Origin of the sequence: Streptomyces sp. Z423-1, from assembly GCF_013009255.1 — a bacterium.
GTDB classification, from domain to species: Bacteria; Actinomycetota; Actinomycetes; order Streptomycetales; family Streptomycetaceae; genus Streptomyces; species Streptomyces gossypiisoli.
This window is the reverse complement of the sequence record NZ_CP053109.1, coordinates 2,185,036-2,210,959: the sequence shown is the minus strand read 5'-3', so window position 1 is coordinate 2,210,959 and position 25,924 is coordinate 2,185,036. Positions and strand designations below refer to the sequence as shown.

Sequence of the window (25,924 nt, the reverse complement as noted above, 5' to 3'; positions counted from 1 at the left end):
GCTTCCGAGAACCGGCGGCGTGAACCACGCAACGGGCAACGACTCCGGGTCGCCGCCGTCACGTAACTCGTTCGTGGGCGGGGTGCGAGGTTTGCGAGACTGGTGCGGTGAGCAGCGCACTTCCCACCCCCCGAGTCATCGCCGTGGTCGGACCGACCGCGGCCGGAAAGTCCGATCTGGGCGTTTACCTGGCCCAGCAGCTCGGCGGGGAGGTCGTCAACGCGGACTCCATGCAGCTCTACCAGGGGATGGACATTGGCACCGCCAAGCTGACGCCCGAGGAGCGCGCCGGCATCCCGCACCATCTGCTGGACATCTGGGACGTGACGGTCACGGCCTCCGTCGCCGAGTACCAGCGGCTCGCCCGGGAGCGGATCGACACCCTGCTCGCGGAGGGACGCTGGCCGATCCTCGTCGGCGGCTCCGGACTGTACGTCCGCGGGGCCGTCGACAACCTGGAGTTCCCCGGCACCGACCCCGAGGTCAGGGCCCGGCTGGAGGAGGAGCTCACGCTGCGCGGCTCCGGCGCGCTGCACGCCCGCCTCGCCGCCGCCGATCCCGGGGCCGCGCGGGCGATCCTGCCCAGCAACGGCCGCCGTATCGTCCGGGCGCTGGAGGTGATCGAGATCACCGGCATGCCCTTCACCGCCAACCTCCCGGGCCACGACTCGGTGTACGACACCGTGCAGATCGGCGTCGACGTGGCGCGGCCCGAGCTCGACGAGCGCATCGCGCGCCGGGTCGACCGGATGTGGGAGGCGGGGCTCGTCGAGGAAGTGCGCGCACTTCAGGCGCAGGGGTTGCGCGAGGGGCGTACGGCGTCGCGCGCGCTCGGCTACCAGCAAGTGCTCGCGGCGCTCGCCGGTGAGTGCACGATGGAGCAGGCCCGGGCCGAGACCGTCCGGGCCACCAAACGCTTCGCGCGCCGTCAGGATTCATGGTTCAGGCGCGATCCCCGGGTGCATTGGCTCAGTGGGGCCGCGGCGGACCTCACGGAACTTCCGCGGCAGGCCCTGGCATTGGTCGAACGACCGGTTACAGCCTGATCACGTGATGGCATCGGGACGCTCCGGCCGTTATCCGGGCCCCCGGCGCCGTGCCATCATCGTGCTTCGATCGACCAAGTGGAGTCCTAGTTGGGAGGGCGCGTGGCGATGGAGGCCGGCCCTCGCGACACTGCACAAGGCGCCGAGCACGCCACCACCGGGAGTGGCGAAACGGAGCGGGACGACGAGGGTCGTCCGAGCACCGACGGGGACGCTCGTCTGAGCCCCGACGGGCCCGACGATGCGCCGGACGGTGTGACCGACGACGGTCCCGAGCCGGACGAGATGTTCGTGGGCGGCCCCGAGGTCGAGGTCGAGTTGCGCCCGCAGCGCCGACTGCGGATGTGGCAGCTGGCCCCGATCGTGGGCCTGGGCGCGCTGGGCTCCCTGATGTTCGCGTTCCCGCTGGCCTTCGACTTCGGTGACAGCGGGGCGGTGATCGCCATGCTGGGGCTGTTGATCTGCTCCTGCGCGGCGGGCTGGGGGATGATGGCCGCCCGCAAGGTCGGCTACACCTGGCCGGGGCTGCCGCAGCGGGCGTCCGGACGGCGGCCGGACTGGCGGGTGGTGCTCGCGTACGTGGTCGTGGTCGCCGCGGTGGTCGTGCTGGCGGTGTGGCGGGTGGCTCGGCTGCGCTGAGGCCGGGGCTGCGGTGGGTGGGGCAGGTGTCCGCTGACGCCCGGGCGTCAGCCGGTGCCCCGGCCGCGACGGGGTGTCGTAGCCACCCCGTACGATCGAGGAATGAGCACGCGGATCGCCTTCCTCAAGGGTCACGGCACCGAGAACGACTTCGTGATCGTCCCGGACCCCGAGAACGCCATCGACCTGACCCCGGCCGCCGTCGCCGCGCTGTGCGACCGCCGCGCGGGCATCGGCGGTGACGGCCTGCTGCACGTCGTGCGGTCCGCCGCGCACCCCGAGGCCAAGGAGCTGGCGGCCGAGGCGGAGTGGTTCATGGACTACCGCAACAGCGATGGCTCGATCGCGGAGATGTGCGGCAACGGCGTGCGGGTGTTCGCGCGCTACCTCCAGCGTGCCGGTCAGGTGGCCGAAGGGGACATCGCCATCGCCACGCGCGGGGGCGTGAAGACCGTGCACCTCGCCAAGGACGGTGACGTCACCGTCGGCATGGGCAGGGCACGGCTCCCCGAGGGAGACGTCACGGTGAGCGTCGGCGAGCGCAGCTGGCCCGCGCGGAACGTGAACATGGGCAACCCGCACGCCGTGGCGTTCGTGGACGACCTCGCGGACGCCGGCGACCTGCTCTCGCCGCCGCCGTTCAGCCCGGCCGCGGCCTACCCGGACGGGGTGAACGTCGAGTTCGTCATCGACCGCGGCCCCCGGCACGTGGCGATGCGCGTGCACGAGCGCGGCTCCGGCGAGACCCGCTCGTGCGGTACGGGCGCGTGCGCCGTCGCCGTGGCCACGGCCCGCCGCGACGGCGCCGACCCGGCCGTCACCGGCACTCCGGCGACGTACACCGTGGACGTCCCCGGCGGACGCCTGGTGATCACCGAACGACCCGACGGCGAGATCGAGATGACCGGCCCGGCGGTGATCGTCGCCGGGGGCGAGATCGACGCGGAGTGGCTTGCGGCTGTGGTCGGCTGACGGGGAATGAGCTGTTCGGGTGCACGGCCCGCTGAGTGTCGACGCCCGGCCGCCCCAGTTCATGCCGTGCCCAGGCATAAACATCCAAACCGTCGCTCGAATGGGTGATCCGTTTCACGCTGGGCGAGAGGCGGTCAGGAGCGCGTGGTCGGCTCGATAGCATCAAGCACCGGCCCGGACGGGGGAGAAGTCGCCAACCCCTGAGCCGTGTCCGCCATGGGGCACCCCGTTCGCCGGTCCACGCAGCCGGAGGTGCCCATGAGTGCGGAGGCCACGAACCCTGCGACCCCAGGCGTTGTATCGGGCCCGATGACAGGCCCATCAGGCCCGATGACAGGCCCCGCGCCCGCGTCGGCGCCCCGCAGACGGTCGCTCCCCAGGATCGACCTGCGCCGCCTGGGCCGCGCCGCACTGCTCGGCTCCGCCACCCGCGACCGGCTGCCCGACGCCATCGGCCATGTCGTCGACGCGCATCGCGCCCACCACCCCGACGCCGACCTCGAACCCCTGCGCCGCGCCTACGTCCTGGCCGAGTCCTCGCACCGCGGCCAGATGCGCAAGAGCGGTGAGCCGTACATCACGCACCCGCTCGCCGTCACCCTCATCCTCGCCGAACTCGGCGCCGAAACCACGACCTTGACGGCCTCTCTCCTCCACGACACCGTCGAGGACACCGACGTGACCCTCGCTCAGGTGCGCGAGCAGTTCGGCGAGGAGGTCCGCTACCTCGTCGACGGCGTCACCAAACTGGAGAAGGTCGACTACGGCTCCGCCGCCGAGCCCGAGACCTTCCGCAAGATGCTCGTCGCCACCGGCAACGACGTCCGGGTGATGTCGATCAAACTCGCCGACCGCCTGCACAACATGCGCACCCTCGGCGTGATGCGCCCCGAGAAACAGGCCCGCATCGCCAAGGTCACCCGGGACGTCCTCATCCCGCTCGCCGAACGGCTCGGCGTCCAGGCGCTGAAGACCGAACTGGAGGACCTGGTCTTCGCGATCCTCCACCCCGAGGAGTACGAGCACACCCGCGCGATGATCGCCGAGAACGCGGCCCGCCCCGACGACCCGCTAGCCGAGATCGCCGACGAGATGCGCGCCGTACTGAACGAGGCCGACATCCCCTCCGAAGTCCTCATCCGCCCCCGTCACTTCGTCTCCCTGCACCGCGTCTCCCGCAAGCGCGGCCGACTGCGCGGCTGCGACTTCGGCCGGCTGCTGGTGCTGGTGAACGAGGACGCGGACTGCTACGGCGTCCTGGGCGAACTGCACACCTGTATGACGCCCGTCGTCTCGGAGTTCAAGGACTTCATCGCCGTACCGAAGTTCAACCTGTACCAGTCGCTGCACACCGCCCTCGCCCGCGCGGACGGCCAGGTCGCCGAGGTCCTCATCCGCACCCACCAGATGCACAAGGTGGCGGAGGCCGGCGTCATCGCGCTCGGCAACCCCTATGCGCCGCCCGCCTCCGACGACCCGGCCGACGGCGAGCGCGCCGACCCCACCCGTCCCGGCTGGCTCTCCCGCCTCCTCGAATGGCAGCGGGCGGCGCCCGATCCCGACACCTTCTGGTCCACCCTGCGCGAGGACCTCGCCCAGGACCGTGAGATCACCGTCTTCCGCCCCGACGGCGGCACCCTCGGCCTGCCCGAGGGCGCGACCTGCGTGGATGCCGCATACGCGCAGTACGGCGAGGACGCGCACGCGTGCATCGGCGCCCGCGTCAACGGCCGCCTCGCGACGCTGAGCACCGTCCTGAAGGACGGCGACACCGTCCAGCTCCTGATGGGCCAGGACCCCGCGTCGGAGCCCTCCAGAGAGTGGCTGGAACACGCCCACACACCGGCCGCCCGGATCGCCATCCAGCGGTGGCTGGCGGCGCATCCGACAGCTGCGGAGACAGATGCGCCGGAGACGAGCTTGAGGGGCGCAGGGGAGAGGAGCCCCAGGGGCGGTGTGGAGCCGAGCCCCGGAGGTGCCGCGGAAAGCCCCGCCTCGCGGACTCCACTGGCCACTTCCGCCACTGCCGCTTCGGGAGCCTCGGCGCCCACCGACGCCGTGGTCGTCGACCGACCCGGCGCGAGCGTCCGGCTGGCCCGCTGCTGTACGCCCGTACCGCCCGACGAGGTCACCGGCTTCGCCGTGCGCGGGGGAGTGGTGACCGTCCACCGCGTGGGGTGCGCCGCGGTGGCGCGGATGAAGAGCGCGGGGCGCGCGGAGGTGGGCGTGCGCTGGGGGGAGACGACGGAATGCCGGGTCACGCTGGTCGCTGAATCGTTCGGCCGCCCACACCTCCTCGCCGACCTGACCGAGGCCATCGCCCTGGAAGGCGCCGAGATCGTCTCGGCCACCGTCGAACCCCCGACCCAGCAGCGGGTGCGGCACACCTACACCCTCCAACTGGCGGACGCCGCCCACCTGCCCGCCCTTATGCGCGCGATGCGCAATGTGGCGGGCGTGTACGACGTGAGCCGGGCGCAGCATCACGTGTCGGCGTGGTGAGCGGGGCGTGGCCTGACTTGTCGCCCTCATGAGACGCATCAGACCCGCGAGACGCACCAGACGCGTGAGACGCACCAGACAGCGTGAGCCGCACCCACGCGCGCGTGCGGCGCCCCGGGCCGCGCCCCTACCAGCGCGCGCGTGCGGCGCCCCGGGCCGCGCCCCCCTCTGGGCGGCCGCCTGTCAGACCCCGCCCGCACCCCGTTCGGGTGCGCCCGGCGCGCGTCGTCGTCGTGTGGCACGCGCGCGCTGGTAGCCGTAACCCATGCTGCTCACCTCCCACGACAGGGCTCACCGGCCCGCCGCCGACGCCCCCAGAACCCGCACCGACGCCCCCGGAACCCGCACCAGCGCCCTGAAGGCCCGCCTCGGCGCCCTGAAGGCGCCCCGTCGGCTGAAAGCGGCCCTGGTCGCCTCCGCCGCCTCCGTCTGTCTCGTCGCCGCGAGTGCGTCGCCCACCCCGCTCGGCGTCGGCGACCGCCTCTTCCCGCATCTCGGCAACCCGGGATACGACGTGACGGCATACGACCTGTCCTTCACGTATCCCGGCACCAACGACAAGCCGCTCCAGGCCGTCACCACGATCGACGCCGTAACGACCGCGCCCTTGTCGCGCGTCAACCTCGATTTCGCCCGCGGCAAGGTGTCCTCGGTCGAGGTCGACGGTGAGCCGGCGTCCTTCGCCGCGGCCGGTGAAGACCTGGTGGTCACGCCGGGCGAACAGTTGTCCCTGGGGCAGCGGGTGCGCATCACCGTGCGGCACACCAGTGACCCGCTGCCGTCCGGCGGACGGGAGGGAGGCTGGATCCGTACCGCCGACGGCCTCGCCATGGCCAACCAGGCCGACGCCGCCCACCTGGTCTTCCCGAGCAACGACCACCCGTCCGACAAGGCCCGCTTCACCTTCCGGATCACCGCCCCCAACGGCTACACGGCCGTCGCCAACGGCCTGCCCACCGACGTGCGGCCTGCCGGCGCCACGACCACATGGACGTACCGCACCCGGCACCCCATGGCCACCGAACTCGCCCAGATCTCGATCGGCCGCTCCACAGTGGTACGCCGCACAGGCCCGCACGCGCTCCCCTTGAGGGATGTCGTCCCGACCCGGCACAGGGCGGCGCTCGAAAAGTGGCTCGCCAAGACCCCCGACCAGATCGCGTGGATGGAGAGCAAGGTCGGGCGGTACCCCTTCGAGACGTACGGCATGCTCATCGCGGACGCCTCCACGGGCTTCGAGCTGGAGACGCAGACGCTCTCTCTCTTCGAGAGAGAGCTCTTCAACGACCCCGCCTTCCCCGAGTGGTACGTCGACTCGATCATGGTCCACGAGCTGGCCCACCAGTGGTTCGGCAACAGCGTCAGCCCCCGCACCTGGTCCGACCTGTGGCTCAACGAGGGGCACGCGACCTGGTACGAGGCGCTGTACGCGGAGGAGAAGTCGAACCGGCCCCTGCAGGCACGGATGCGCGCGGCGTACGGCGCCTCCGACCGCTGGCGCGCCGCCGGCGGCCCGCCCGCCGCACCCAAGGCGCCCGAGTCCGACAGCCGCCTGGGGATCTTCCGGCCGAACGTCTACGACGGCGCCGCCCTGGTCCTCTACGCCCTCCGCCAGGAGATCGGACGCCCGGCGTTCGAGGACCTGGAACGGGCCTTTGTGAAGCGCCACAAGGACGGCACGGCGACCACCGCCGACTTCGTGTCCCTGGCCTCCCAGATGGCCGGACGCGATCTGAGCGGCTTCTTCCAGGAGTGGCTGTACGGCGAGAAGACCCCGCCGATGCCGGGCCACCCGGACTGGAAACCGACGGCGGAGGAGCCCACGGCTGGGCCCAAGGCCATGGCGCCCCGGAAAACGGCGGCGGAATAACACGGTGACGAGACGGGGCGTGCCGTGCGACCATCTTCAGGTCGGCGGCACGGGTGACGGGAATCTCCCAGGACACTCGTACGTTGTGCAAGGTGACGTGGACCAGCTCCGCAAGTGGTCCGAGAACCTCTGCCTGCGGTGCGCCCCGTCGCCGCACATACGGAATCCCCAACGACGTTAAGGACCCAATGACCTCCTCTTCTTCCTTTTCCCAGGACACCAAGCGCCTCGCGCACGACTTTCCCGAAGGTCTTCGGGCCGATGCCCTGATGGAAGAGGACGTCGCCTGGAGCCACGAGATCGACGGAGAGCGGGACGGCGACCAGTTCGACCGCTCCGAGCGCGCGGCTCTGCGCCGCGTCGTGGGCCTCTCCACCGAGCTCGAGGACGTCACCGAGGTCGAGTACCGCCAGCTCCGCCTGGAGCGGGTCGTCCTCGTCGGCGTCTGGACCTCGGGGACCGTGCAGGACGCGGAGAACTCCCTCGCGGAGCTCGCCGCCCTCGCGGAGACCGCGGGCGCGCTCGTGCTCGACGGTGTGATCCAGCGCCGCGACAAGCCCGACGCGGCCACCTACATCGGCTCCGGCAAGGCCGAGGAGCTGCGCGACATCGTGCTCGAAACGGGCGCGGACACCGTCATCTGCGACGGTGAGCTCAGCCCGGGCCAGCTCATCCACCTCGAAGACGTCGTCAAGGTCAAGGTCATCGACCGCACGGCCCTGATCCTCGACATCTTCGCCCAGCACGCCAAGTCCCGGGAGGGCAAGGCGCAGGTCGCGCTCGCGCAGATGCAGTACATGCTGCCGCGGCTGCGAGGCTGGGGTCAGTCGCTGTCCCGCCAGATGGGCGGCGGCAAGGGCGGCGGCCTCGCCACCCGTGGTCCCGGTGAGACCAAGATCGAGACGGACCGGCGCCGGATCCGCGAGAAGATGGCGAAGATGCGCCGGGAGATCGCGGAGATGAAGACCGGCCGCGAGATCAAGCGCCAGGAGCGCAAGCGCCACAAGGTGCCCTCGGTCGCCATCGCCGGCTACACCAACGCGGGCAAGTCCTCCCTGCTCAACCGCCTGACCGGCGCCGGTGTCCTGGTCGAGAACGCCCTGTTCGCGACCCTGGACCCGACCGTCCGCCGGGCCGAGACCCCGAGCGGCCGGCTCTACACGCTGGCCGACACCGTCGGCTTCGTCCGGCACCTGCCGCACCACCTGGTCGAGGCGTTCCGCTCCACGATGGAGGAGGTCGGTGAGTCCGACCTGATCCTGCACGTGGTGGACGGTTCGCACCCGGACCCGGAGGAGCAGCTGGCCGCCGTGCGCGAGGTGATCAGGGACGTCGGTGCCACCGACGTTCCGGAGATCGTCGTGATCAACAAGGCGGACGCGGCCGACCCGCTGACGCTCCAGCGGCTGCTGCGGATCGAGAAGCGCTCCATCGCCGTCTCGGCCCGTACCGGCCAGGGCATCGGCGAGCTGGTCGCGCTCATCGACAACGAGCTGCCCCGCCCTTCCGTGGAGATCGAGGTGCTCGTGCCGTACACCCACGGCAAGCTGGTCGCTCGCGCCCATGACGAGGGCGAGGTGATCTCCGAGGAGCACACCCCGGAGGGCACCCTGCTCAAGGTGCGGGTGCACGAGGAGCTGGCGGCCGAACTCGCGCCGTACGCTCTGACGCCGGCGGCCTGAGCCGTCGTCATCCTGCCGTGAAGCCGTAGAAAGAGGCCCGCCCCTGGTGTGAGGGGCGGGCCTTCGCCATCGGTGCGTCACTGACCGCCGTAGGTCATGCGTGCGGTTGAACGGCGGTGCGGTGGTGAAGGTTTCCCTCACACCACCCCACCGCCGTTCCTATGGCACCGTCACTGGTCCGCGAACTTGCCGCTCGCCGCCTCGAACACGCCCTTGGCCTCATCACCCAGCCGCGGCCCCGCCAGCCAGCCCGACGTCACCGGGCCGATCGAGGTGTTGGACACCAGCGCCGGCTTCCCGTCCGAGCCCGTCGCGACCCAGCCACCGCCGGACGAACCGCCGGTCATCGTGCAGCCGATCCGGTACATCGTCGGGTCCGACGCGTTGATCGACAGGCGCCCCGGCTTGTCCTCGCACTGGTACAGCGTCTGACCGTCGTACGGCGCCCCCGCCGGGTAGCCCGTCGCCGTCAGGCTCTCCATCTCCGGCACGGCCGGAGCCGCGAAGTCCACCGGCAGCGCCGAACCCACCGTCTCCTCCAGGGACTTGCCCCCGCTGCCCTCCTCCGGCGTCACATGGAGCACGGCGAAGTCGTACGCCGCTCCGTCCCCGCCCGTCGAACTGCCCTGCTCGATCCACTGGTCAGAGGTCTGCACCCAGTCGGCCCACCAGACACCGTACGGAGCGACCTCCTCCTTCGTGGCGCTCTGCAGCTCCGCGGCCGACAGGGCGGCATCGTTGTACGACGGCACGAACGCGATGTTGCGGTACCAGCCGCCGCTCTTGCCGGCGTGCACACAGTGCCCCGCCGTCCACACCAGGTTCGACTTGCCCGGGTTGGCCGGGTCCTTCACGACCGTCGCCGAGCAGACCATCGTGCCCTCGGGCGAGTCGAAGAGCAGCTTCCCCGCCTCTGCCGCGTTCGCGTGGTACGACGCGGGCACGGCTTCCGCCTCCACCGGCTTCGGCGTCGGGTCGGTCACCCCCTGGTCTCCGGAGAGGTCACCCTCGTCGACGGCCTGCTCCGGCTCCTGGGCCTCCCGCATCCGGTCCGGATCCCACAGGTCCTCGATGATCGGGTTGATGAAGTCCTCGGCCTCGCGCAGCCAGTCGTCCCGGTCCCAGTTCTTCCAGGCGCCGTTCCGCCACTTGTCCAGGTCGATCCCGTGTTCCTTCAGCCGGTCCTTGATGTCGTCCGGGATCTGGATCTTTCCGTCGCCCTCCGCGGCCGCCGAGGCCGACGCCTGGGCGTCCGCCGCGGGGTCACCCGACTCACACGCGGTGACGGTGAGTGCCAGCGCGGAAGCCAGCGCAACGGTGGGCAGCACGGGGGAGGTTCTGCGACGCGCGCTCCTCTCCCGGCGAGCGGTGAACGACGGCCGTATGGATCGCATGGTGTTACTCCCCCTGGTGATAACGGACTTGGCGCCTGTCACACTATGCGGTCGCTGTGGGGGACTTCCCATGGAACGGCAACGGTTTCGCTACGGGCTGTCTGACCTGGCAACCGTTGGTCCAGCTGCGGGAGCACCTCACCGGCGATGAGTTCCAGGTGGTCGAGGTCGGTGAAGTCGATCAGTCCCAAGGATCCCGCGGCTGTTCGGCTTCACCTCCGCGATCTCCCGCAAGAGCCTGCGGGTACCGGGAGCTGGGGGCCTGGGGCGAGTCCGTGTCTCCGATTGCAGTACGCCAAGGCATCACTCGCTGGCCTGCCGGGCAGGCAAGACGTTGTTCAGTGCGGAACGCCTCAGGGGGAGCCATCGTGTCCACAACCCCAAGGGATGCCGCTGCTTCGGCGGGGGATGGGGACGAGACCCCGCTGCGGCGGGCCATCGGTCCCGGACTGCTGATCCTGTTCGTGATCGGCGACATCCTCGGTACCGGTATCTATGCCACCACCGGCCAGGTCGCCGGCAAGGTGGGCGGGGCCCTGTGGCTGCCGTTCGTCATCGGGTTCTTCGTAGCCATCCTGACAGCCGCCTCGTACGTCGAGCTGGTCGGCAAGTATCCGAAGGCGGCCGGCGCCGCGCTCTACACCCAGAAGGCGTTCCTCGTCCTGCGCCGCGACCGCGTCGAGCACCACCACTTCCGTACACCGACGGCCCTGCCGGTGCTGGGCGCGGTGACCGCCCTGATCCTGGCCGGCCCGCTGTCCGACCGGTCCGCGGACGTCTACATCCGGGCGGGCGTACTCCTGGCCCTCGGAATCGGGTTGTGGGCGCTCAACAAGATGGTGATGAAGGTACGCGGCGAGGCGTGAGCGGCACCGTCTTCCGGGTGGGCGCGGTGCGATCACGGCGCCACGGGCAAGGCGCTTGCGTCCATCGGTGCCCGGCACCCCTGCCTCCGCCACTCATGCCCGTGCCGACACGGCAAGGCCGTTTGGGCATCGGGCACCTGCGGAAACGACGCCCACGGAAGTGGTGGAGTGCTGCTGGCCGTTGAGGACACTCGGAGGGTCATCGCGGTGTGGCGCAGCAGCCACCCCGGCCACTCGGTATCCACACAGATCTGCACCGTCATGGCCTGCTGGCACATGTGTGGGGCCGGCACCGGTTCCGTCACGGCAAGGATCTTGGAGCAACCCGTAACCCGGTGGCCGGACCACGGTTGGTAGCGGTGGTGGTAGGGCGCGGGGCCGGTGCTGGGTGCCCGTGGTCTGCCTGCGTTGCCTCGGGAGGTGTGCTGTCGGGACTGGCCGTGCAGAGGTGCGACGCGGGCGTGGGCCCTTGAGCGGGCGAGCGGGTGTGCGAGCCCTTCGGGGGCCGGTGGCCCGGCCGCCGAGTCATGACGCACCGGGCCGCGCCGCCGTAGGCGCCGGACAGGTGCACGGCGGCCGGACGCGAGGCATTCGGCCAGTCGGCGAGTGACGCGTGCCATTCGGTCAGTCGGCGGGTGAGGGCGCGGGAAGCGGAAGCGGGCGATCGGCGGCCGGTTGTGAAGAGCGCGAGACCAACTCGTCGCCTCACACCGGCGAAAGGCCGCCCCGGAGCGGGAGGACAGGGAGCGGTGGCAGTGACCGAGGGGATCCCGCGCCGCCAGCCGGCGCGCGAGTCGGCGGCGCGGACCTACCCGCGCGCCCTGCCGATCGTGCCGGTCCGCGCCCGCGGCCTCACCGTCGAGGGCGCCGACGGGCGCCGCTACCTGGACTGCCTCTCGGGCGCCGGGACCCTCGCCCTCGGCCACAACCACCCGGTCGTCCTCGAAGCGATCCGCAAGGTCCTCGACTCGGGCGCCCCACTCAACGTCCCCGACCTGGCCACCCCCGTCGAGGACGCCTTCGTCACGGAACTGAAGCGCACCCTGCCACCCGGACTCGCCGAGGACGCACAGGTGCGGTTCTGCGGCCCTTCGGCAACGGAAGCGTTCGAGACCGCCGCCGCCCTCGTACGCGCCGCGACCGGCCGCTCCGACATCGTCGCCCTCACCGGCGCCGACCACGGGATGCCGCCCGAGGTGCCGCGGACTTCCGGCGAGGCAGGCCGGACATCGGACGCCGGTCCGCCCTCCCCGCAGGACCGCCGCTGCCCCTTCGGCACCACCGGCGCAGACGCCGCCGAACTGGCCGCCCGCTGGACCGAGGCCACCTTCTCCTCCTCGTCCGAAGCGACCAGCCCCGCCGGAATGCTCCTCGAACCCATCCATGGCGAGTGCGGGGTGATCCCCGCGCCCGACGCCTGGATGCGCGAGACGAGGCGTATCACAGCCGCCCGCTCCATCCCCCTCATCGTCGACGAGACGCAGACAGGGGTCGGCAGGACCGGTGCCTTCTGGGCCGTCGAGCACAGCGGGGTGACGCCCGACGTGATGATCCTCTCCGAGGCCATTGGCGGCAGCCTCCCGCTGGCCGCGGTGATCCACCGCGATGGCCTCGCACTCCGCCACCCCATCGCTCCGGTGGGCCCGTTCCGCGGCAACCAACTCGCCCTCGCCGCAGGCACGGCAACCCTTGCCCACGTCCGCCAACACCGCCTGGCCGAACGAGCAGCGGCCATCGGCTCCCGCATGCTGTCCCAACTCCGCACTCTTGCCCGGGAGTTCCCCTGCATCGGCGATGTGCGCGGGCGGGGACTGATGATCGGTGTCGAGCTGGTGGTGGCTTCGGACGCGGCGGGTAACCATGCCGTCCGGGATGAGGCCGGGACTCCGCGGCTCGGCGGTGCGACCGGGACGCCGCCGAGTCCGGGAGGACGCGCTCAGAGCATGCATCCCACCGCATTCGAACTCGCCGCCGCCGTTCAACGGGAGTGCCTCCAACGGGGTCTGATCGTCGGACTCGCCCGCCGGCACCCGAGTGTCGTACGGCTGCTCCCACCGCTCACCATCAGCGACGAGCAAGCCTCCGCAGTACTCGACCGCCTGGCCGACGCACTCACCGCGGCGGCCCGCGCCCACCCCTATGACGGCGACCGCCCAGCGCGCAGCTCGGAACAACAGCCTTACGACCACACCGATCACGCCGACCATGACCACGCCGACCGCGCCGAGCGGTCGCGATAGCGGGAGGGCGGACACAGATGCGCCCTCATACGTCGCGACGCGCGCCGTCGCACGAATGCCACTGCCACGACCGGGTCGGCGCCCCCTGCCAAACCAATGCCCCACCGGCTGAACCACTCCCATCACCCCTCAGTCAGAACGCCCCACTTACTCAGCCCCACCACGCCCCGCGCCTCGCGCAGCCCTGTTCGAAAGCACCACCCAGCTGTCCCACACGAGAGCACCACCCGGCTCGTCCCACCCGGGCCAGATCGACCCCAGAGGAAGCGTCTTGACCACCACCCCCACACCTGACCGCCGTTTCCGCACTCCCGCACAACGTCGCTGCGGGTCCCACACCACGCCCGCAGCGACGACCGCAACCGTCCCCGGACAACAGGGCGGTCGACAGCAGCCGGAAGGGTTGTACGGCAGCGCCGCGGACCTCCTGGACCACCCAGACGCCCATATGGTGGCCCAGGCGGCGGCCGTGGAGAATCTGCTGCGCTGCTGGGTGCGCGAGACCCGCCTTCCCGCCCCTGACCACGGCACCCTCCGCATCCCGCTCCCCGCAAGCGGCACCGTTCTGCTCGCCCCCGTGCACTACTGGTCCCGCACGGGCTGGCACCGCTTCGGCCTGCCCCATGTGGCCGACGCCCCGGAACCGTCCCAGCCCCTCGACGCGGTCACCCTCGCCGCACTGCTCGCCCGAGAGACGGCCGGGAGAGGGACGATGCGCGGACGGAGCGAAGGCACCGACCTCGTCGCGCGTGTCGCCGACTCCGTTCGCCGTGTCGCCACCTTCATCAGCGACCGCAGACAGCGCCCCGCGGACCAACCCGACCTCTTCCTGGCAGCCGAGCAGGCACTATTGCTCGGACATCCACTGCACCCCACCCCGAAGAGCCGCGACGGCCTCACCGAAGCCGAAGCGCGCATCTACTCACCCGAACTGCGCGGCTCCTTCCCCCTGCACTGGATGGCTGTCGCTCCTTCCGTCCTCGCCACCGACTCGTCCTGGACCGAGCGTGGCCGCGCCGTCCCCGCGGCCCGGCTCACCGCTCACCTGGCCGGAGCCGACCTGCCCCTGCCCGATGGCTACACCGCGCTGCCCCTGCACCCCTGGCAGCTGCGCGAGCTCCGGCACCGCAGCGATATCGCCGCCCTGCTCGACGCCGGACTCCTCCGGGATCTCGGGGCACACGGCTCCGCATGGCACCCCACCTCCTCCGTCCGAACCGTCTACCAGTCCCACGCCCCAGCCATGCTCAAGCTGTCGCTGGGCCTGCACATCACCAACTCCCGTCGTGAGAACCTCCGCAAGGAACTGCACCGTGGTGTCGAGGTCCACCGCCTGCTGCGCACCGGGCTCGCCCAGCAGTGGCGGTCCGCCCACCCCGGCTTCGACATCGTCCGCGACCCGGCCTGGCTCGCCGTCGACGGACCGGACGGCAGCCCCGTACCCGGACTCGACGTGATGATCCGGCACAACCCGTTCACGCCCACGGACGATGTCTCCTGCGTCGCCGGGCTCACGGCGCCCCGCCCCCACGCCCAACCGGGCCCGTCCACTGGCCGCCCGCAGCCCGACCGGCCGTGGCAACGGTCCCGGTTGGCCGACGTCGTCACTCGGCTCGCCGGCCGGACCTGCCGTCCGCGCGGGGCCGTCGCGGCCGAGTGGTTCCTGCGCTACCTCGAACAGGTCGTCCGTCCCGTGCTGTGGCTGGACGGCGAAGCCGGGATCGCCCTGGAGGCCCACCAGCAGAACACGCTGGTCCTGTTGGACCGCGATGGCTGGCCGACCGGCGGCCGTTACCGCGACAACCAGGGCTACTACTTCCGTGAGTCCCGGCGCGCGGAACTCACCGCCCGGCTGCCGGGCATCGGCGAGCGCAGCGACACCTTCGTCTCCGACGAGGTCACCGACGAGCGTTTCGCCTACTACCTGGCGATCAACAACGTGTTCGGCCTCATCGGTGCTTTCGGGTCACAGCAGCTGGCCGACGAACGGCTGCTGCTCGCCGCCTTCCGCCGCTTCCTCGAAAGCGCCGCCTCCGGCCCGGCGCGGCTGCGCACGTCGCTGCCCTCCTGCCTCCTCGACTCACCTGTCCTGCGCTGCAAGGCCAACCTGCTGACCCGGCTGCACGGCCTCGACGAACTCGTCGGCCCGGTTGACACCCAGTCCGTCTACGTCACCATCGCCAACCCCCTCCGCACCTGATCAACGCCAAGTCCCATCACCCGCAGTCCCTTCCACCCATCAGTCCCTTCACCCACAAGGAAGACGCCCCGACACCGCCTTTTGAGAGGAGCCCCAAGTGCCTCCGACCGACGCGAGCGCCGACGCCAGTACCGCACCCGTCACGGACAGAAGTCCCGGCCCGGGCGAGAGCAAGGCCACGCCCGAGGACACCGACGCCGAGGACACCCTGGACCTGCGTCTGCCCAGTGAGTTCATCGCGTTCCTCGCCGGAAAGGAGCCCGAAGCAGACAGCCCATCGGGTGCCTCGGCCCCACGGCTCACAGCCGTCCGGCCCGAGCCCGACGACCTGCTCGACCATGTCGGCGATTGGGGCCCGACCGACACACCCGCGGGCGTTTTCCAGCTCGTCCCCGTACGTGTCGAGCGGGACCTGCCGCTCATCGGCCGTTGGATGAACGACCCCGCCGTGGCAGCGTTCTGGCGGCTCGACGGCTCCCAGGACGTGACCGAGCAGCACCTCAAGACTCAACTGGCCGGCGACGGACGCAGCGTCCCCTGCCTCGGCGTGCTGGACGGCACGCCGATGAGCTACTGGGAGATCTACCGGGCCGACCTCGACTCACTGGCCCGCTACTATCCCGCCCGGCCTCACGACACCGGTATCCACATTCTCATCGGCGATATCGCCAAACGCGGCCAGGGACTCGGCAGCACCCTGCTCAGATCCGTCGCGAACCTTGTCCTCGACAGACGGCCCGCCTGCGCACGCGTCGTAGCGGAACCCGACATTCGCAACACCCCCTCCGTGGCCGCGTTCCTCAACGCCGGTTTCCGGTTCGCCGCCGAGGCCGACCTGCCTGCCAAACGGGCCGCCCTCATGATGCGAGACCGGTCCCTGCGCCATCTGATGTAGCGCTGTGTCACAGCGTCATCACTCTTGGAACGCGGCCGACGGCGATCCAGTTCCCACTCGGATTCATCGAGTTCGTTCCACGGCACGCGGCAACCCGGCCAACCGATCTCAACCGCCCGACCCCGCACAAGTCGATCAACAACCGCTCAACCCCGGCACAAGCTGATCCGCAACCGTCCCGCCCTGCGCAAGCCGACCCTCAACCGTCTCGCCCCACCCAAGGCCGATCCCTATCGATCTTCACCGATCCCATGCCGCACCCAACCGATCCAAAGCCCACTCCGCCGCCACCCCTGACCCCACGAACCCCTGTTCCTGATCCCACCCCGGCTCCCGCCGTGGTCACCCGTTTGTCAGTGCCGGGCCGTAGGGTGGTCGAGCTATGACGAAGCCCTCACTTCCCGAACTCCTGCATGCCGCCGTCACAGCCGTCGGCGGTACGGAGCGCCCCGGCCAGGTGACCATGGCCGAAGCCGTCACGGAGGCGATCGACGACGGCTCCCATCTGCTGGTCCAGGCCGGCACCGGCACCGGCAAGTCGCTGGGCTACCTCGTGCCGGCACTCGCGCACGGCGAGCGTGTCGTCGTAGCGACCGCCACCCTGGCGCTGCAGCGCCAGCTGGTGGAGCGGGACCTGCCGCGCACGGTCGAGGCGTTGCACCCGCTGCTGCGCCGCCGCCCGGAGTTCGCGATGCTGAAGGGCCGGTCGAACTACCTGTGTCTGCACCGCCTCCACGAGGGCGTGCCGCAGGACGAGGAGGAGGGTCTCTTCGACCAGTTCGAGGCGGCCGCACCCACCAGCAGGCTGGGCCAGGACCTGCTGCGGCTGCGGGACTGGTCGGACGAGACCGAGACCGGCGACCGGGACGATCTCACCCCGGGTGTCTCCGACCGCGCGTGGGCCCAGGTGTCGGTCTCGTCGCGGGAATGCCTGGGCGCCTCGAAGTGCGCGTACGGCGCCGAGTGCTTCGCCGAGATGGCCCGGGAGCGCGCGAAGCTCTCCGAGGTCGTCGTCACCAACCACGCCCTGCTCGCCATCGACGCCATCGAGGGCGCCCCGGTCCTTCCGCAGCACGAGGTGCTGATCGTGGACGAGGCGCACGAGCTGGTCTCCCGGGTCACTGGTGTCGCCACCGGCGAGCTGACCCCCGGCCAGGTGAACCGTGCCGTACGCCGCGCCGCCAAACTCGTCAACGAGAAGGCCGCCGACCAGCTCCAGACCGCCGCCGAGGGCTTCGAGCGGCTGATGGAGCTGGCCCTGCCCGGCCGGCTCGAAGAGATCCCGGAGGATCTCGGCTATGCGCTGACGGCGCTGCGCGACGCCTGCCGCACGGTCATCTCCGCGATCGGCGCGACCCGCGACAAGTCCGTCCAGGACGAGGATGCGGTCCGCAAGCAGGCGCTGGCCTCCGTGGAGACCGTGCACGACGTGGCGGAGCGCATCACGCACGGCTCGGAGTGGGACGTCGTCTGGTACGAGCGCCACGACCGCTTCGGCGCCTCTCTGCGCGTCGCCCCCATGTCGGTCTCCGGCCTGCTGCGCGAGAAGCTCTTCGCGGACCGCTCCGTGATCCTCACCTCCGCGACATTGAAGCTGGGCGGCGACTTCAATGGCGTCGGCGCATCCCTGGGACTCGCCCCCGAAGGCATGGAAGGCGACGACTTCCCCAAGTGGAAGGGCGTCGACGTCGGCTCGCCCTTCGACTACCCGAAGCAGGGCATTCTCTACGTCGCCAAGCACCTGTCCCGCCCCGCGCGGGACGGTGATCGCGCGGACATGCTCGACGAGCTGACGGAGCTGATCCAGGCGGCGGGCGGGCGCACCCTCGGCCTGTTCTCCTCCATGCGGGCCGCCCAGCTGGCCGCCGAGGAGCTGCGCACCCGTGTCCCGGAGTTTCCGGTCCTCCTGCAGGGCGAGGAGACCCTGGGAGAGCTGATCAAGAACTTCGCGGCCGACCCGAAGACGTGTCTCTTCGGCACGCTGTCGCTCTGGCAGGGCGTCGATGTGCCCGGCCCGAGCTGCCAGCTGGTGGTCATGGACAAGATCCCGTTCCCACGGCCCGACGACCCGCTGATGAGCGCCCGCCAGAAGGCGGTGGAGGATGCGGGTGGCAATGGCTTCATGGCGGTTGCCGCCACCCATGCGGCCCTGCTGATGGCACAGGGCGCCGGTCGCCTCGTACGGGCCTCGGGGGACCGCGGTGTGGTCGCCGTACTCGACCAGCGGCTGGCCACGGCTCGCTACGGGAGCTATCTGAAGGCGTCACTGCCCGACTTCTGGTACACCACGGACCGTAATCAGGTCCGGAGGTCACTGGCCGCGATCGACGCGGCGGCCAGGCAGCAGGAAGCACAGTCGGCCACTTAGGCCGAACGCGGTGAGAGGCGGGTTGGCATGACGCGCGATGTGTCAGGCCGACCCGCCTCTCAGAATCCGCCGGCATGGGCCCGCACAGCACAGGACCCCGGAACCGGCGCAGGGGTCCCGGGGCCCGGTCAGGGGAGGGCGGTGGCGACAGGGCCGCCCGCGGATGCCATCACACCCGCCGCAGAACAGCGACCACCTTGCCGAGGATCGTCGCGTCGTCGCCCGGAATCGGCTCGTACGCCGAGTTGTGCGGCAGCAGCCAAACGTGGCCGTCCTCGCGCTTGAAGCGCTTGACGGTGGCCTCGCCGTCGAGCATCGCGGCCACGATGTCACCGTTCTCGGCGACCGGCTGGCGGCGGACGGTGACCCAGTCGCCGTCGCAGATCGCGGCCTCGATCATCGAGTCACCGACGACCTTCAGCACGAACAGCTCACCGTCACCGACGAGCTGCCGGGGGAGCGGGAAGACGTCCTCGACCGACTCCTCGGCGAGGATCGGGCCACCGGCGGCGATGCGGCCGACCAGCGGGACGTAGGACGCGGCGGGCTTGCCGGCGGTGTCCGTGGGCTGCACGGATGCGGCCTGGTCGGAGCCGCGTACCTCGTACGCGCGCGGGCGGTGCGGGTCGCGGCGCAGGAAGCCCTTGCGCTCCAGTGCCATCAGCTGGTGCGCCACGGAGGAGGTGCTGGACAGGCCGACTGCCTGGCCGATCTCCCGCATCGACGGCGGGTAGCCGCGCCGCTGCACCGAGTCCCTGATGACCTCGATCACCCGGCGCTGCCGGTCGGTCAGCCCGGAGCTGTCCGCCCGGATGCCTGGAGGTCGGCCCGGCAGGGAGCGCTTGGGCCCCTCTGGATTCGTGGCTTCGTTCATCGCATGCACCGGCTCGAGTCGGCCCTGGGAGCGGTCCTGGGCAGTGATGGTGGCACTGTCTGCGGTGGTGGTCACGTCGGCCCCTCTCGATGGTCTCCCTGCTGGACAACGGTAGTTGCTTTCGAAAGGTTGCGCCAAACACACGTTCGAGTGAAAAAGTGCGAATCACCGGACGCGATCACGTGTCTGGGTGTATGGCCAACGCGGTGTCCCGCGGGCGAAAGCGCCCCATTGTTGTACTCTTCACCGCCGGGGTGAGCCCTCGTGGGGCGCCGCCCAGTCTGCCACCCTGCGCCCCGTCAACCGGGAACCGGCCCCCGTCTGCGCGGGAGTCCTACGTCTTCTCCCTGTGGCGCTCACGGTATCTCCCCACGTGCCGCCGCGATACGGCTGTGCGCCGACGAGTCCGCCGTGCCGCACGCGCGCGTGGCGTGGGCATGTGTCCGGCGCGCCGCACGCGCGCGTGGCGTGCGCTGATGCGCCCGCCGACACGCGAGGCTGGCTGTATGTACGAGTCAATCCCCACATCTAGTGGTTGGATGGCTACAGCAGCCCAGAAGTTGTGGTCCCCCCGGTCTTCGGCCGCGCGATCATCGCCTATGCTTGTGGTCGCTTCGAGGGGCCCACGGGTCTGTTGAGGCTATTGAGTCTGCTGTGAGGAGGGTTGGGAATTCATGCACTGCCCCTTCTGCAGGCACCCCGACAGCCGCGTGGTCGACAGTCGTACGACCGACGACGGCACGTCGATCCGCAGGCGCCGCCAGTGTCCTGACTGCTCCCGTCGTTTCACGACCGTGGAGACGTGCTCGCTCATGGTGGTCAAGCGGTCCGGAGTCACCGAGCCTTTCAGCCGTACCAAGGTCATCAACGGCGTGCGCAAGGCATGCCAGGGACGGCCTGTCACCGAGGACGCACTCGCCCAGCTCGGCCAGCGGGTCGAGGAGGCGGTGCGGGCCACCGGGAGCGCCGAGCTGACCACCCATGACGTGGGGCTGGCCATACTCGGCCCGCTGCAGGAGCTCGACCTCGTCGCCTACTTGCGATTCGCGTCCGTCTACCGGGCGTTCGAGTCGCTGGAGGACTTCGAGGCGGCGATCGCGGAACTCAGGGAACAGCCGGGACGCCCCGCCGCGGACGACGAAGACGGCGGTACGGGGAGCCAGGAAGACGACCGCGGGTCCGGAGGGGCCGGCCGGCTCCCCGAGCCCGCCCGCGCCGCCGACTGATCGGCGGGCCGGGTCCGGGGGCGGCATCCGGAGCCGGTGCGCTCGGCGGCGATCGAAGACCTGTTGCGGGCGGCAGCGAGAGGGTCCCGCAACACAAGACACAACACCGTGCCACGGGAACATCGTGGCACTTCAGGGCGTTTTAGCCCGTACAGGGAGGCGGCATGACAGAGACGGCGAGCGGTCCGGCACGAGGGTCCCGAGCAAAGGGCACCAAGGCCAAGGGGCTGCGTATCGAGCGCATCCACACCACTCCCGGCGTGCACCCGTACGACGAGGTGGCCTGGGAGCGCCGTGACGTCGTCATGACCAACTGGCGCGACGGCTCGGTCAATTTCGAGCAGCGTGGCGTCGAGTTCCCCGACTTCTGGTCGGTGAACGCGGTCAACATCGTCACCAGCAAGTACTTCCGCGGTGCCGTCGGCACCCCGCAGCGCGAGACCGGCCTCAAGCAGCTGATCGACCGCATCGTGAAGACGTACCGGAAGGCCGGCGAGGACCACAAGTACTTCGCCTCGCCCGCCGACGCCGAGATCTTCGAGCACGAGCTGGCGTACGCCCTCCTGCACCAGATCTTCAGCTTCAACAGCCCCGTCTGGTTCAACGTCGGAACCCCGCAGCCCCAGCAGGTCTCCGCCTGCTTCATCCTGTCCGTCGACGACTCCATGGAGTCGATCCTCGACTGGTACAAGGAAGAGGGCATGATCTTCAAGGGCGGCTCCGGCGCCGGCCTGAACCTCTCGCGCATCCGCTCCTCCAAGGAGCTGCTGTCCTCCGGCGGCAACGCCTCCGGCCCGGTATCCTTCATGCGGGGCGCCGACGCCTCGGCAGGAACGATCAAGTCGGGTGGCGCCACCCGCCGCGCGGCCAAGATGGTCATCCTCGACGTCGACCACCCGGACATCGAGGACTTCATCGAGACCAAGGTGAAGGAAGAGGAGAAGATCCGCGCCCTGCGCGACGCGGGCTTCGACATGGACCTGGGTGGCGAGGACATCACCTCGGTCCAGTACCAGAACGCCAACAACTCGGTCCGTGTCAACGACGAGTTCATGAAGGCGGTCGAGCAGGGCGGCAAGTTCGGCCTGCGCGCGCGTATGACCGGCGAGGTCATCGAAGAGGTCGACGCCAAGGCGCTGTTCCGCAAGATGGCCGAGGCCGCCTGGGCCTGCGCCGACCCGGGCATCCAGTACGACGACACCATCAACCACTGGCACACGTGCCCGGAGTCCGGCCGTATCAACGGCTCGAACCCCTGCAGCGAGTACATGCACCTGGACAACACGTCCTGCAACCTCGCCTCGCTGAACCTGATGAAGTTCCTCAAGGACGACGGCAAGGGCAACCAGTCCTTCGAGGTCGAGCGCTTCGCCAAGGTCGTCGAGCTGGTCATCACCGCGATGGACATCTCCATCTGCTTCGCGGACTTCCCGACCCAGAAGATCGGGGAGAACACGCGCGCGTTCCGCCAGCTCGGCATCGGCTACGCCAACCTCGGCGCCCTGCTGATGGCGACCGGCCACGCGTACGACTCGGACGGCGGCCGCGCCCTCGCCGGTGCCATTACCTCCCTGATGACCGGCACGTCGTACCGCCGCTCCGCCGAACTCGCCGCGGTCGTCGGCCCGTACGACGGCTACGCCCGCAATGCGCAGCCGCACCTTCGCGTGATGAAGCAGCACGCCGACGCCAACGACAAGGCCGTCCGCATGGACGACCTGGACACGCCGGTCTGGGCCGCCGCCACGGAGGCCTGGCAGGACGTGCTGCGCATCGGTGAGAAGAACGGTTTCCGTAACTCCCAGGCGTCCGTCATCGCCCCGACGGGCACCATCGGTCTGGCGATGTCCTGCGACACCACCGGCCTCGAGCCCGACCTCGCCCTGGTCAAGTTCAAGAAGCTGGTCGGCGGCGGCTCGATGCAGATCGTCAACGGCACCGTCCCGCAGGCCCTGCGCCGCCTGGGCTACCAGGAGGAGCAGATCGAGGCGATCGTCGCCCACATCGCCGAGCACGGCAATGTGATCGACGCCCCCGGCCTCAAGCCCGAGCACTACGAGGTGTTCGACTGCGCCATGGGCGAGCGTGCCATCTCCCCGATGGGCCACGTCCGCATGATGGCCGCGATCCAGCCGTGGATCTCCGGCGCCCTGTCCAAGACGGTCAACATGCCGGAGTCGGCGACCGTGGAGGAGGTCGAGGAGATCTACTTCGAGGCCTGGAAGATGGGCGTCAAGGCGCTCGCCATCTACCGCGACAACTGCAAGGTCGGCCAGCCGCTCTCCGCCAAGACCAAGGAGAAGGAGAAGGCCGAGATCACGGAGAAGGCCGAGGCTGCGATCCGTGAGACGGTCGAGAAGGTCGTCGAGTACCGCCCGGTCCGCAAGCGCCTCCCGAAGGGACGTCCCGGCATCACCACGTCCTTCACCGTCGGCGGCGCCGAGGGCTACATGACCGCCAACTCCTACCCGGACGACGGTCTGGGCGAGGTCTTCCTGAAGATGTCCAAGCAGGGTTCGACCCTCGCGGGCATGATGGACGCCTTCTCCATCGCGGTCTCCGTCGGCCTGCAGTACGGCGTGCCGCTGGAGACGTACGTCTCGAAGTTCACGAACATGCGCTTCGAGCCGGCGGGTATGACCGACGACCCGGACGTCCGCATGGCCCAGTCGATCGTCGACTACATCTTCCGCCGCCTGGCGCTGGACTTCCTGCCCTTCGAGACGCGCTCGGCGCTCGGCATCCACTCCGCCGAGGAGCGTCAGCGTCATCTGGAGACCGGTTCGTACGAGCCGCTGGAGGAGGACGTCGACGTCGAGGGCCTGGCCCAGTCGGCGCCGCGCGCCCAGGAGCTCAAGGCCGTCGCCGCCCCGAAGGCCGACATCGAGGCGGCCAAGCCCGCCCCGAAGCAGGCCCACACCAGCGCCGAGCTGGTGGAGATGCAGCTGGGCATCCAGGCCGACGCCCCGCTGTGCTTCTCCTGCGGTACGAAGATGCAGCGCGCCGGCTCCTGCTACATCTGCGAGGGCTGCGGCTCGACGAGCGGGTGCAGCTGACAAAGCGCGGAATCGCGTTGGCCGCACTGTCCGACGCGTTCGCTGAGCAGTGACGACGTGAGGGGCGTCAGCCTGTGGCTGATGCCCCTCGCTGTCGTCGACAACCGGCCGGGGCGCGGCGTGTGTCGCCGCAGACTTCAGCCGGCGGTGAGCAACGTTCGGGCCAGGGTGCGGAGTTCTTCGTCCTGATGGCCCTGCCCCGAGAAGGGCGAGTCACTGAGCAGGCGGAGCGGGGAGAAGGCGAAGGAGCGAAGGGTGGGGCGGAGCTCCTCGGGGACCTGGCCGGTGGTGGCGAGAGCCTTGAGGGCGCGGAGGCCGACCGGGGTCGGGCCGACCAACTCGACGAGCACGGGGACGGCGCGGTCCGTGGATCCGGTGATCCAGTGGTGGGCCTCGGCGGCCGCCATCCGGGTCCACTCGTACCCCGCTTCCAGCAGAGGCTCGATCAACGGCAGCAGCGGAGCGGCGGTGCTGCCCAGCGGCTGCAGGCTGCTCAGGTGCCAGTGGGGCTGGTTCCGGGCCGAAAGCAGCCCCTTGAACACGTCGAGCGCCGGACCGGCGTCACCGGTCAGCCGGTAGTGCGCCACGGCTGCCGCGGCACTCAGCGAGGAGTCGTTGCTCTTCGCGGCGTTGCGCAACAGGTCGGTGACTTCACGCGTCTGTATGCCGTTGAGCCCGATTTGGCGGGCGGCGACGATGGCCGCGCGGCCGGTCCGGAAGCAGTCGACCAGTTCGGGTTGGGCCTGTCGGGCGGCGGCACCGAACGGCGCCAGGGCCCCGACAAGGGCGATGCCCGCGTTCCCGGTGGCGCCCGATGCCAGCTCTCGGCGGATGACGGGTATCAGCCGGCCGGCTGCCTCGGGGAAGTGCCGCGCCGCCGCTTCGAGCAACTTGGCACTGGGCCGGCGCAGCACCAGCTCCAGGGCGCGGGGGTCGCGGGAGCGCACCAGGGCGAGGAGCGCCGGCTCGGCGGTCTCGTCGTCGGCACTCGCGTGCCGGTACAACGCGTCCCGGAGGCCGGCGCCCGGCTCGGGCAGATGCTCGATCCAGTGGCCGATGGTGCGAAGGCGGCCGGCGAGGCCGCGGATGTCCTTCTGGTGGGGCAGGGCGGACAGCAGCAGGTCCAGGACCTCGGGCTCCCGGTCGCGCCAGGTCTCGGCGATTTGCTCGGCCAGCCAGGATCCGCGCGAGCCGATGTCTCCGGCCGCGATCCAGCGGGCGGCCACGGCGAGGCCGGCGTCCGCATCCCGAGTGAGCAGGCGTGTGAGCTGCTCGTCCGAGGACGTCGCGCCCGACCACGGGAAGTCGTCGTCCCCCGGGTCGGGTTCGGCACCGTCCTCGGCGATGACCTTCACAAGCTCAGCCGGGTACGGGGGCCCGGACCGCTCGGCACCGAGCATGGCCGCGGCCAGCCTGACTTCGGGCAGTGGGCTGTCCAGTGCCGCTGCCGCCGTCTCCCGGCCGAACCGGGCCAGGACGACCATCGCGTCCGCCCGCACCGCTGGGACGGGATCGGTGGCGTAGAGCTCCTCGATCCGATGCTCGACGGAGGTCCGCAGCTCAGCCGGGAGGAGCTCGGCCACGGCCGCGACTACCCGGAGCGCTGCCCGGCGCACCACTCGCTCGGCGTCCTCCAGACAGGGCAGCAGCTCCGGGAGCACCCCGCAGAGCTCCGCGCAGACGCCGGCGACCGAGCTGCCGGGCCAGTGCGGCGATTCGATGTCAGCCGGGTCGTGGTCGGCGAGGACGGCGAGCAGCATCAGCAACTGGTCGCGCCTGCCCGGGGCGTGCCGGACGGCGTGGGCGAGGAAGGGGACGGCGGGTGCCGAAGCCGGGTAGACCGTGCCTTGGTGGTGGATGTTGCCGAAGAGCTCGTAGATCGCCTCGTCGGCCGTCTCCTCGTCGCCCTGATAGAGCGCCATGATCAGCTCGGGCACGTCCTCTGCGGAGCCGTAGGCATGGGTCAGGGCGTGCCATGGGACGGCGTCCAGCTCGGCCGGAGACTTCATGGTCAGCACTCCTCATCTGATCAGGTGCGCCGACCATATCGATCACCACTGACAGTGCCGCGGCGAGACGAAACGATCGCCGGAT

16 protein-coding genes are annotated in these 25,924 nt (G+C 70.4%); 13 read left to right on the top strand and 3 right to left on the bottom strand.

Going from position 1 to position 25,924, the window contains the following annotated elements; all coding sequences use genetic code 11:
* The first annotated feature begins 107 nt into the window (after positions 1-107).
* The 6 genes from miaA (at position 108) to hflX (ending at position 8,711) form a co-directional block, all read left to right on the top strand.
* The gene (gene miaA, locus HJD23_RS10010; RefSeq protein WP_171112943.1) at positions 108-1,046 is read left to right on the top strand and encodes a tRNA (adenosine(37)-N6)-dimethylallyltransferase MiaA; all 939 of its coding nucleotides are present in this window, start codon (positions 108-110) and stop codon (positions 1,044-1,046) included.
* Between the two features lie 108 nt (positions 1,047-1,154).
* A complete protein-coding gene (locus HJD23_RS10005) occupies positions 1,155-1,685 on the top strand; it encodes a hypothetical protein (RefSeq protein ID WP_171118609.1) in 531 nt (176 codons plus the stop codon).
* Between the two features lie 102 nt (positions 1,686-1,787).
* Positions 1,788-2,657, top strand: a complete 870-nt coding sequence (gene dapF / locus HJD23_RS10000) for a diaminopimelate epimerase (protein WP_171112944.1) — start codon at positions 1,788-1,790, stop codon at positions 2,655-2,657.
* A gap of 258 nt (positions 2,658-2,915) precedes the next feature.
* A complete protein-coding gene (locus HJD23_RS09995) occupies positions 2,916-5,159 on the top strand; it encodes an HD domain-containing protein (protein ID WP_171112946.1) in 2,244 nt (747 codons plus the stop codon).
* A gap of 265 nt (positions 5,160-5,424) precedes the next feature.
* A complete protein-coding gene (locus HJD23_RS09990; RefSeq protein WP_171112947.1) occupies positions 5,425-7,029 on the top strand; it encodes a M1 family metallopeptidase in 1,605 nt (534 codons plus the stop codon).
* 188 nt (positions 7,030-7,217) lie between these two features.
* Positions 7,218-8,711 (top strand): GTPase HflX, encoded by a 1,494-nt coding sequence (hflX, locus tag HJD23_RS09985; RefSeq protein ID WP_171112949.1) that lies wholly within the window; start codon positions 7,218-7,220, stop codon positions 8,709-8,711.
* Positions 8,712-8,881: 170 nt separating this feature from the next.
* Here hflX and HJD23_RS09980 read toward each other — a convergent pair whose 3' ends face one another.
* On the bottom strand, positions 8,882-10,105 hold the full coding sequence (locus tag HJD23_RS09980; RefSeq protein WP_171112951.1) for a hypothetical protein: 1,224 nt from the start codon (positions 10,103-10,105) through the stop codon (positions 8,882-8,884).
* 368 nt (positions 10,106-10,473) lie between these two features.
* On the opposite strand from HJD23_RS09980, the gene HJD23_RS09975 reads away from it, so the two are divergent.
* From HJD23_RS09975 to HJD23_RS09955, 5 genes are all read left to right on the top strand, one after another.
* Positions 10,474-10,971: an amino acid permease gene (locus HJD23_RS09975; protein WP_171112953.1), complete on the top strand. Its 498-nt coding sequence runs from the start codon at positions 10,474-10,476 to the stop codon at positions 10,969-10,971.
* A gap of 755 nt (positions 10,972-11,726) precedes the next feature.
* Positions 11,727-13,211 carry an aminotransferase class III-fold pyridoxal phosphate-dependent enzyme gene (locus HJD23_RS09970; protein ID WP_332109214.1) on the top strand — a complete coding sequence of 495 codons (1,485 nt, stop codon included), beginning with the start codon at positions 11,727-11,729 and terminating at the stop codon, positions 13,209-13,211.
* A gap of 403 nt (positions 13,212-13,614) precedes the next feature.
* Positions 13,615-15,411: an IucA/IucC family protein gene (locus HJD23_RS09965; RefSeq protein ID WP_240980676.1), complete on the top strand. Its 1,797-nt coding sequence runs from the start codon at positions 13,615-13,617 to the stop codon at positions 15,409-15,411.
* A gap of 97 nt (positions 15,412-15,508) precedes the next feature.
* The gene (locus HJD23_RS09960; RefSeq protein WP_171112959.1) at positions 15,509-16,306 is read left to right on the top strand and encodes a GNAT family N-acetyltransferase; all 798 of its coding nucleotides are present in this window, start codon (positions 15,509-15,511) and stop codon (positions 16,304-16,306) included.
* Positions 16,307-16,688: 382 nt separating this feature from the next.
* On the top strand, positions 16,689-18,674 hold the full coding sequence (locus tag HJD23_RS09955) for an ATP-dependent DNA helicase (protein WP_171112961.1): 1,986 nt from the start codon (positions 16,689-16,691) through the stop codon (positions 18,672-18,674).
* A gap of 169 nt (positions 18,675-18,843) precedes the next feature.
* On the opposite strand, the gene lexA is transcribed toward HJD23_RS09955, so the two are convergent.
* Positions 18,844-19,623 (bottom strand): transcriptional repressor LexA, encoded by a 780-nt coding sequence (gene lexA, locus HJD23_RS09950; RefSeq protein ID WP_129801080.1) that lies wholly within the window; start codon positions 19,621-19,623, stop codon positions 18,844-18,846.
* A gap of 599 nt (positions 19,624-20,222) precedes the next feature.
* Here lexA and nrdR point away from each other — a divergent pair.
* Complete coding sequence (nrdR, locus tag HJD23_RS09945; protein WP_171112963.1) at positions 20,223-20,774, top strand: transcriptional regulator NrdR; 552 nt, start codon at positions 20,223-20,225, stop codon at positions 20,772-20,774.
* 164 nt (positions 20,775-20,938) lie between these two features.
* Entirely contained in the window at positions 20,939-23,830 is a 2,892-nt protein-coding gene (locus tag HJD23_RS09940) for a vitamin B12-dependent ribonucleotide reductase (protein WP_171112965.1), read from the top strand.
* A 137-nt stretch (positions 23,831-23,967) separates the two neighbouring features.
* Here HJD23_RS09940 and HJD23_RS09935 read toward each other — a convergent pair whose 3' ends face one another.
* Positions 23,968-25,839, bottom strand: a complete 1,872-nt coding sequence (locus HJD23_RS09935) for a hypothetical protein (protein ID WP_171112967.1) — start codon at positions 25,837-25,839, stop codon at positions 23,968-23,970.
* Positions 25,840-25,924 lie beyond the last annotated feature (85 nt).

What these genes read in the sequence shown, in the direction of transcription:
- HJD23_RS09980 (WP_171112951.1), bottom strand. Translation starts at nt 10,105, where the DNA reads ATGCGATCCATACGGCCGTCGTTCACCGCTCGCCGGGAGAGGAGCGCG.
- HJD23_RS10005 (WP_171118609.1), top strand. Translation starts at nt 1,155, where the DNA reads ATGGAGGCCGGCCCTCGCGACACTGCACAAGGCGCCGAGCACGCCACC.
- nrdR (WP_171112963.1), top strand. Translation starts at nt 20,223, where the DNA reads ATGCACTGCCCCTTCTGCAGGCACCCCGACAGCCGCGTGGTCGACAGT.
- HJD23_RS09955 (WP_171112961.1), top strand. Translation starts at nt 16,689, where the DNA reads ATGACGAAGCCCTCACTTCCCGAACTCCTGCATGCCGCCGTCACAGCC.
- HJD23_RS09940 (WP_171112965.1), top strand. Translation starts at nt 20,939, where the DNA reads ATGACAGAGACGGCGAGCGGTCCGGCACGAGGGTCCCGAGCAAAGGGC.
- hflX (WP_171112949.1), top strand. Translation starts at nt 7,218, where the DNA reads ATGACCTCCTCTTCTTCCTTTTCCCAGGACACCAAGCGCCTCGCGCAC.
- HJD23_RS09935 (WP_171112967.1), bottom strand. Translation starts at nt 25,839, where the DNA reads ATGAAGTCTCCGGCCGAGCTGGACGCCGTCCCATGGCACGCCCTGACC.
- dapF (WP_171112944.1), top strand. Translation starts at nt 1,788, where the DNA reads ATGAGCACGCGGATCGCCTTCCTCAAGGGTCACGGCACCGAGAACGAC.
- HJD23_RS09990 (WP_171112947.1), top strand. Translation starts at nt 5,425, where the DNA reads ATGCTGCTCACCTCCCACGACAGGGCTCACCGGCCCGCCGCCGACGCC.
- HJD23_RS09995 (WP_171112946.1), top strand. Translation starts at nt 2,916, where the DNA reads ATGAGTGCGGAGGCCACGAACCCTGCGACCCCAGGCGTTGTATCGGGC.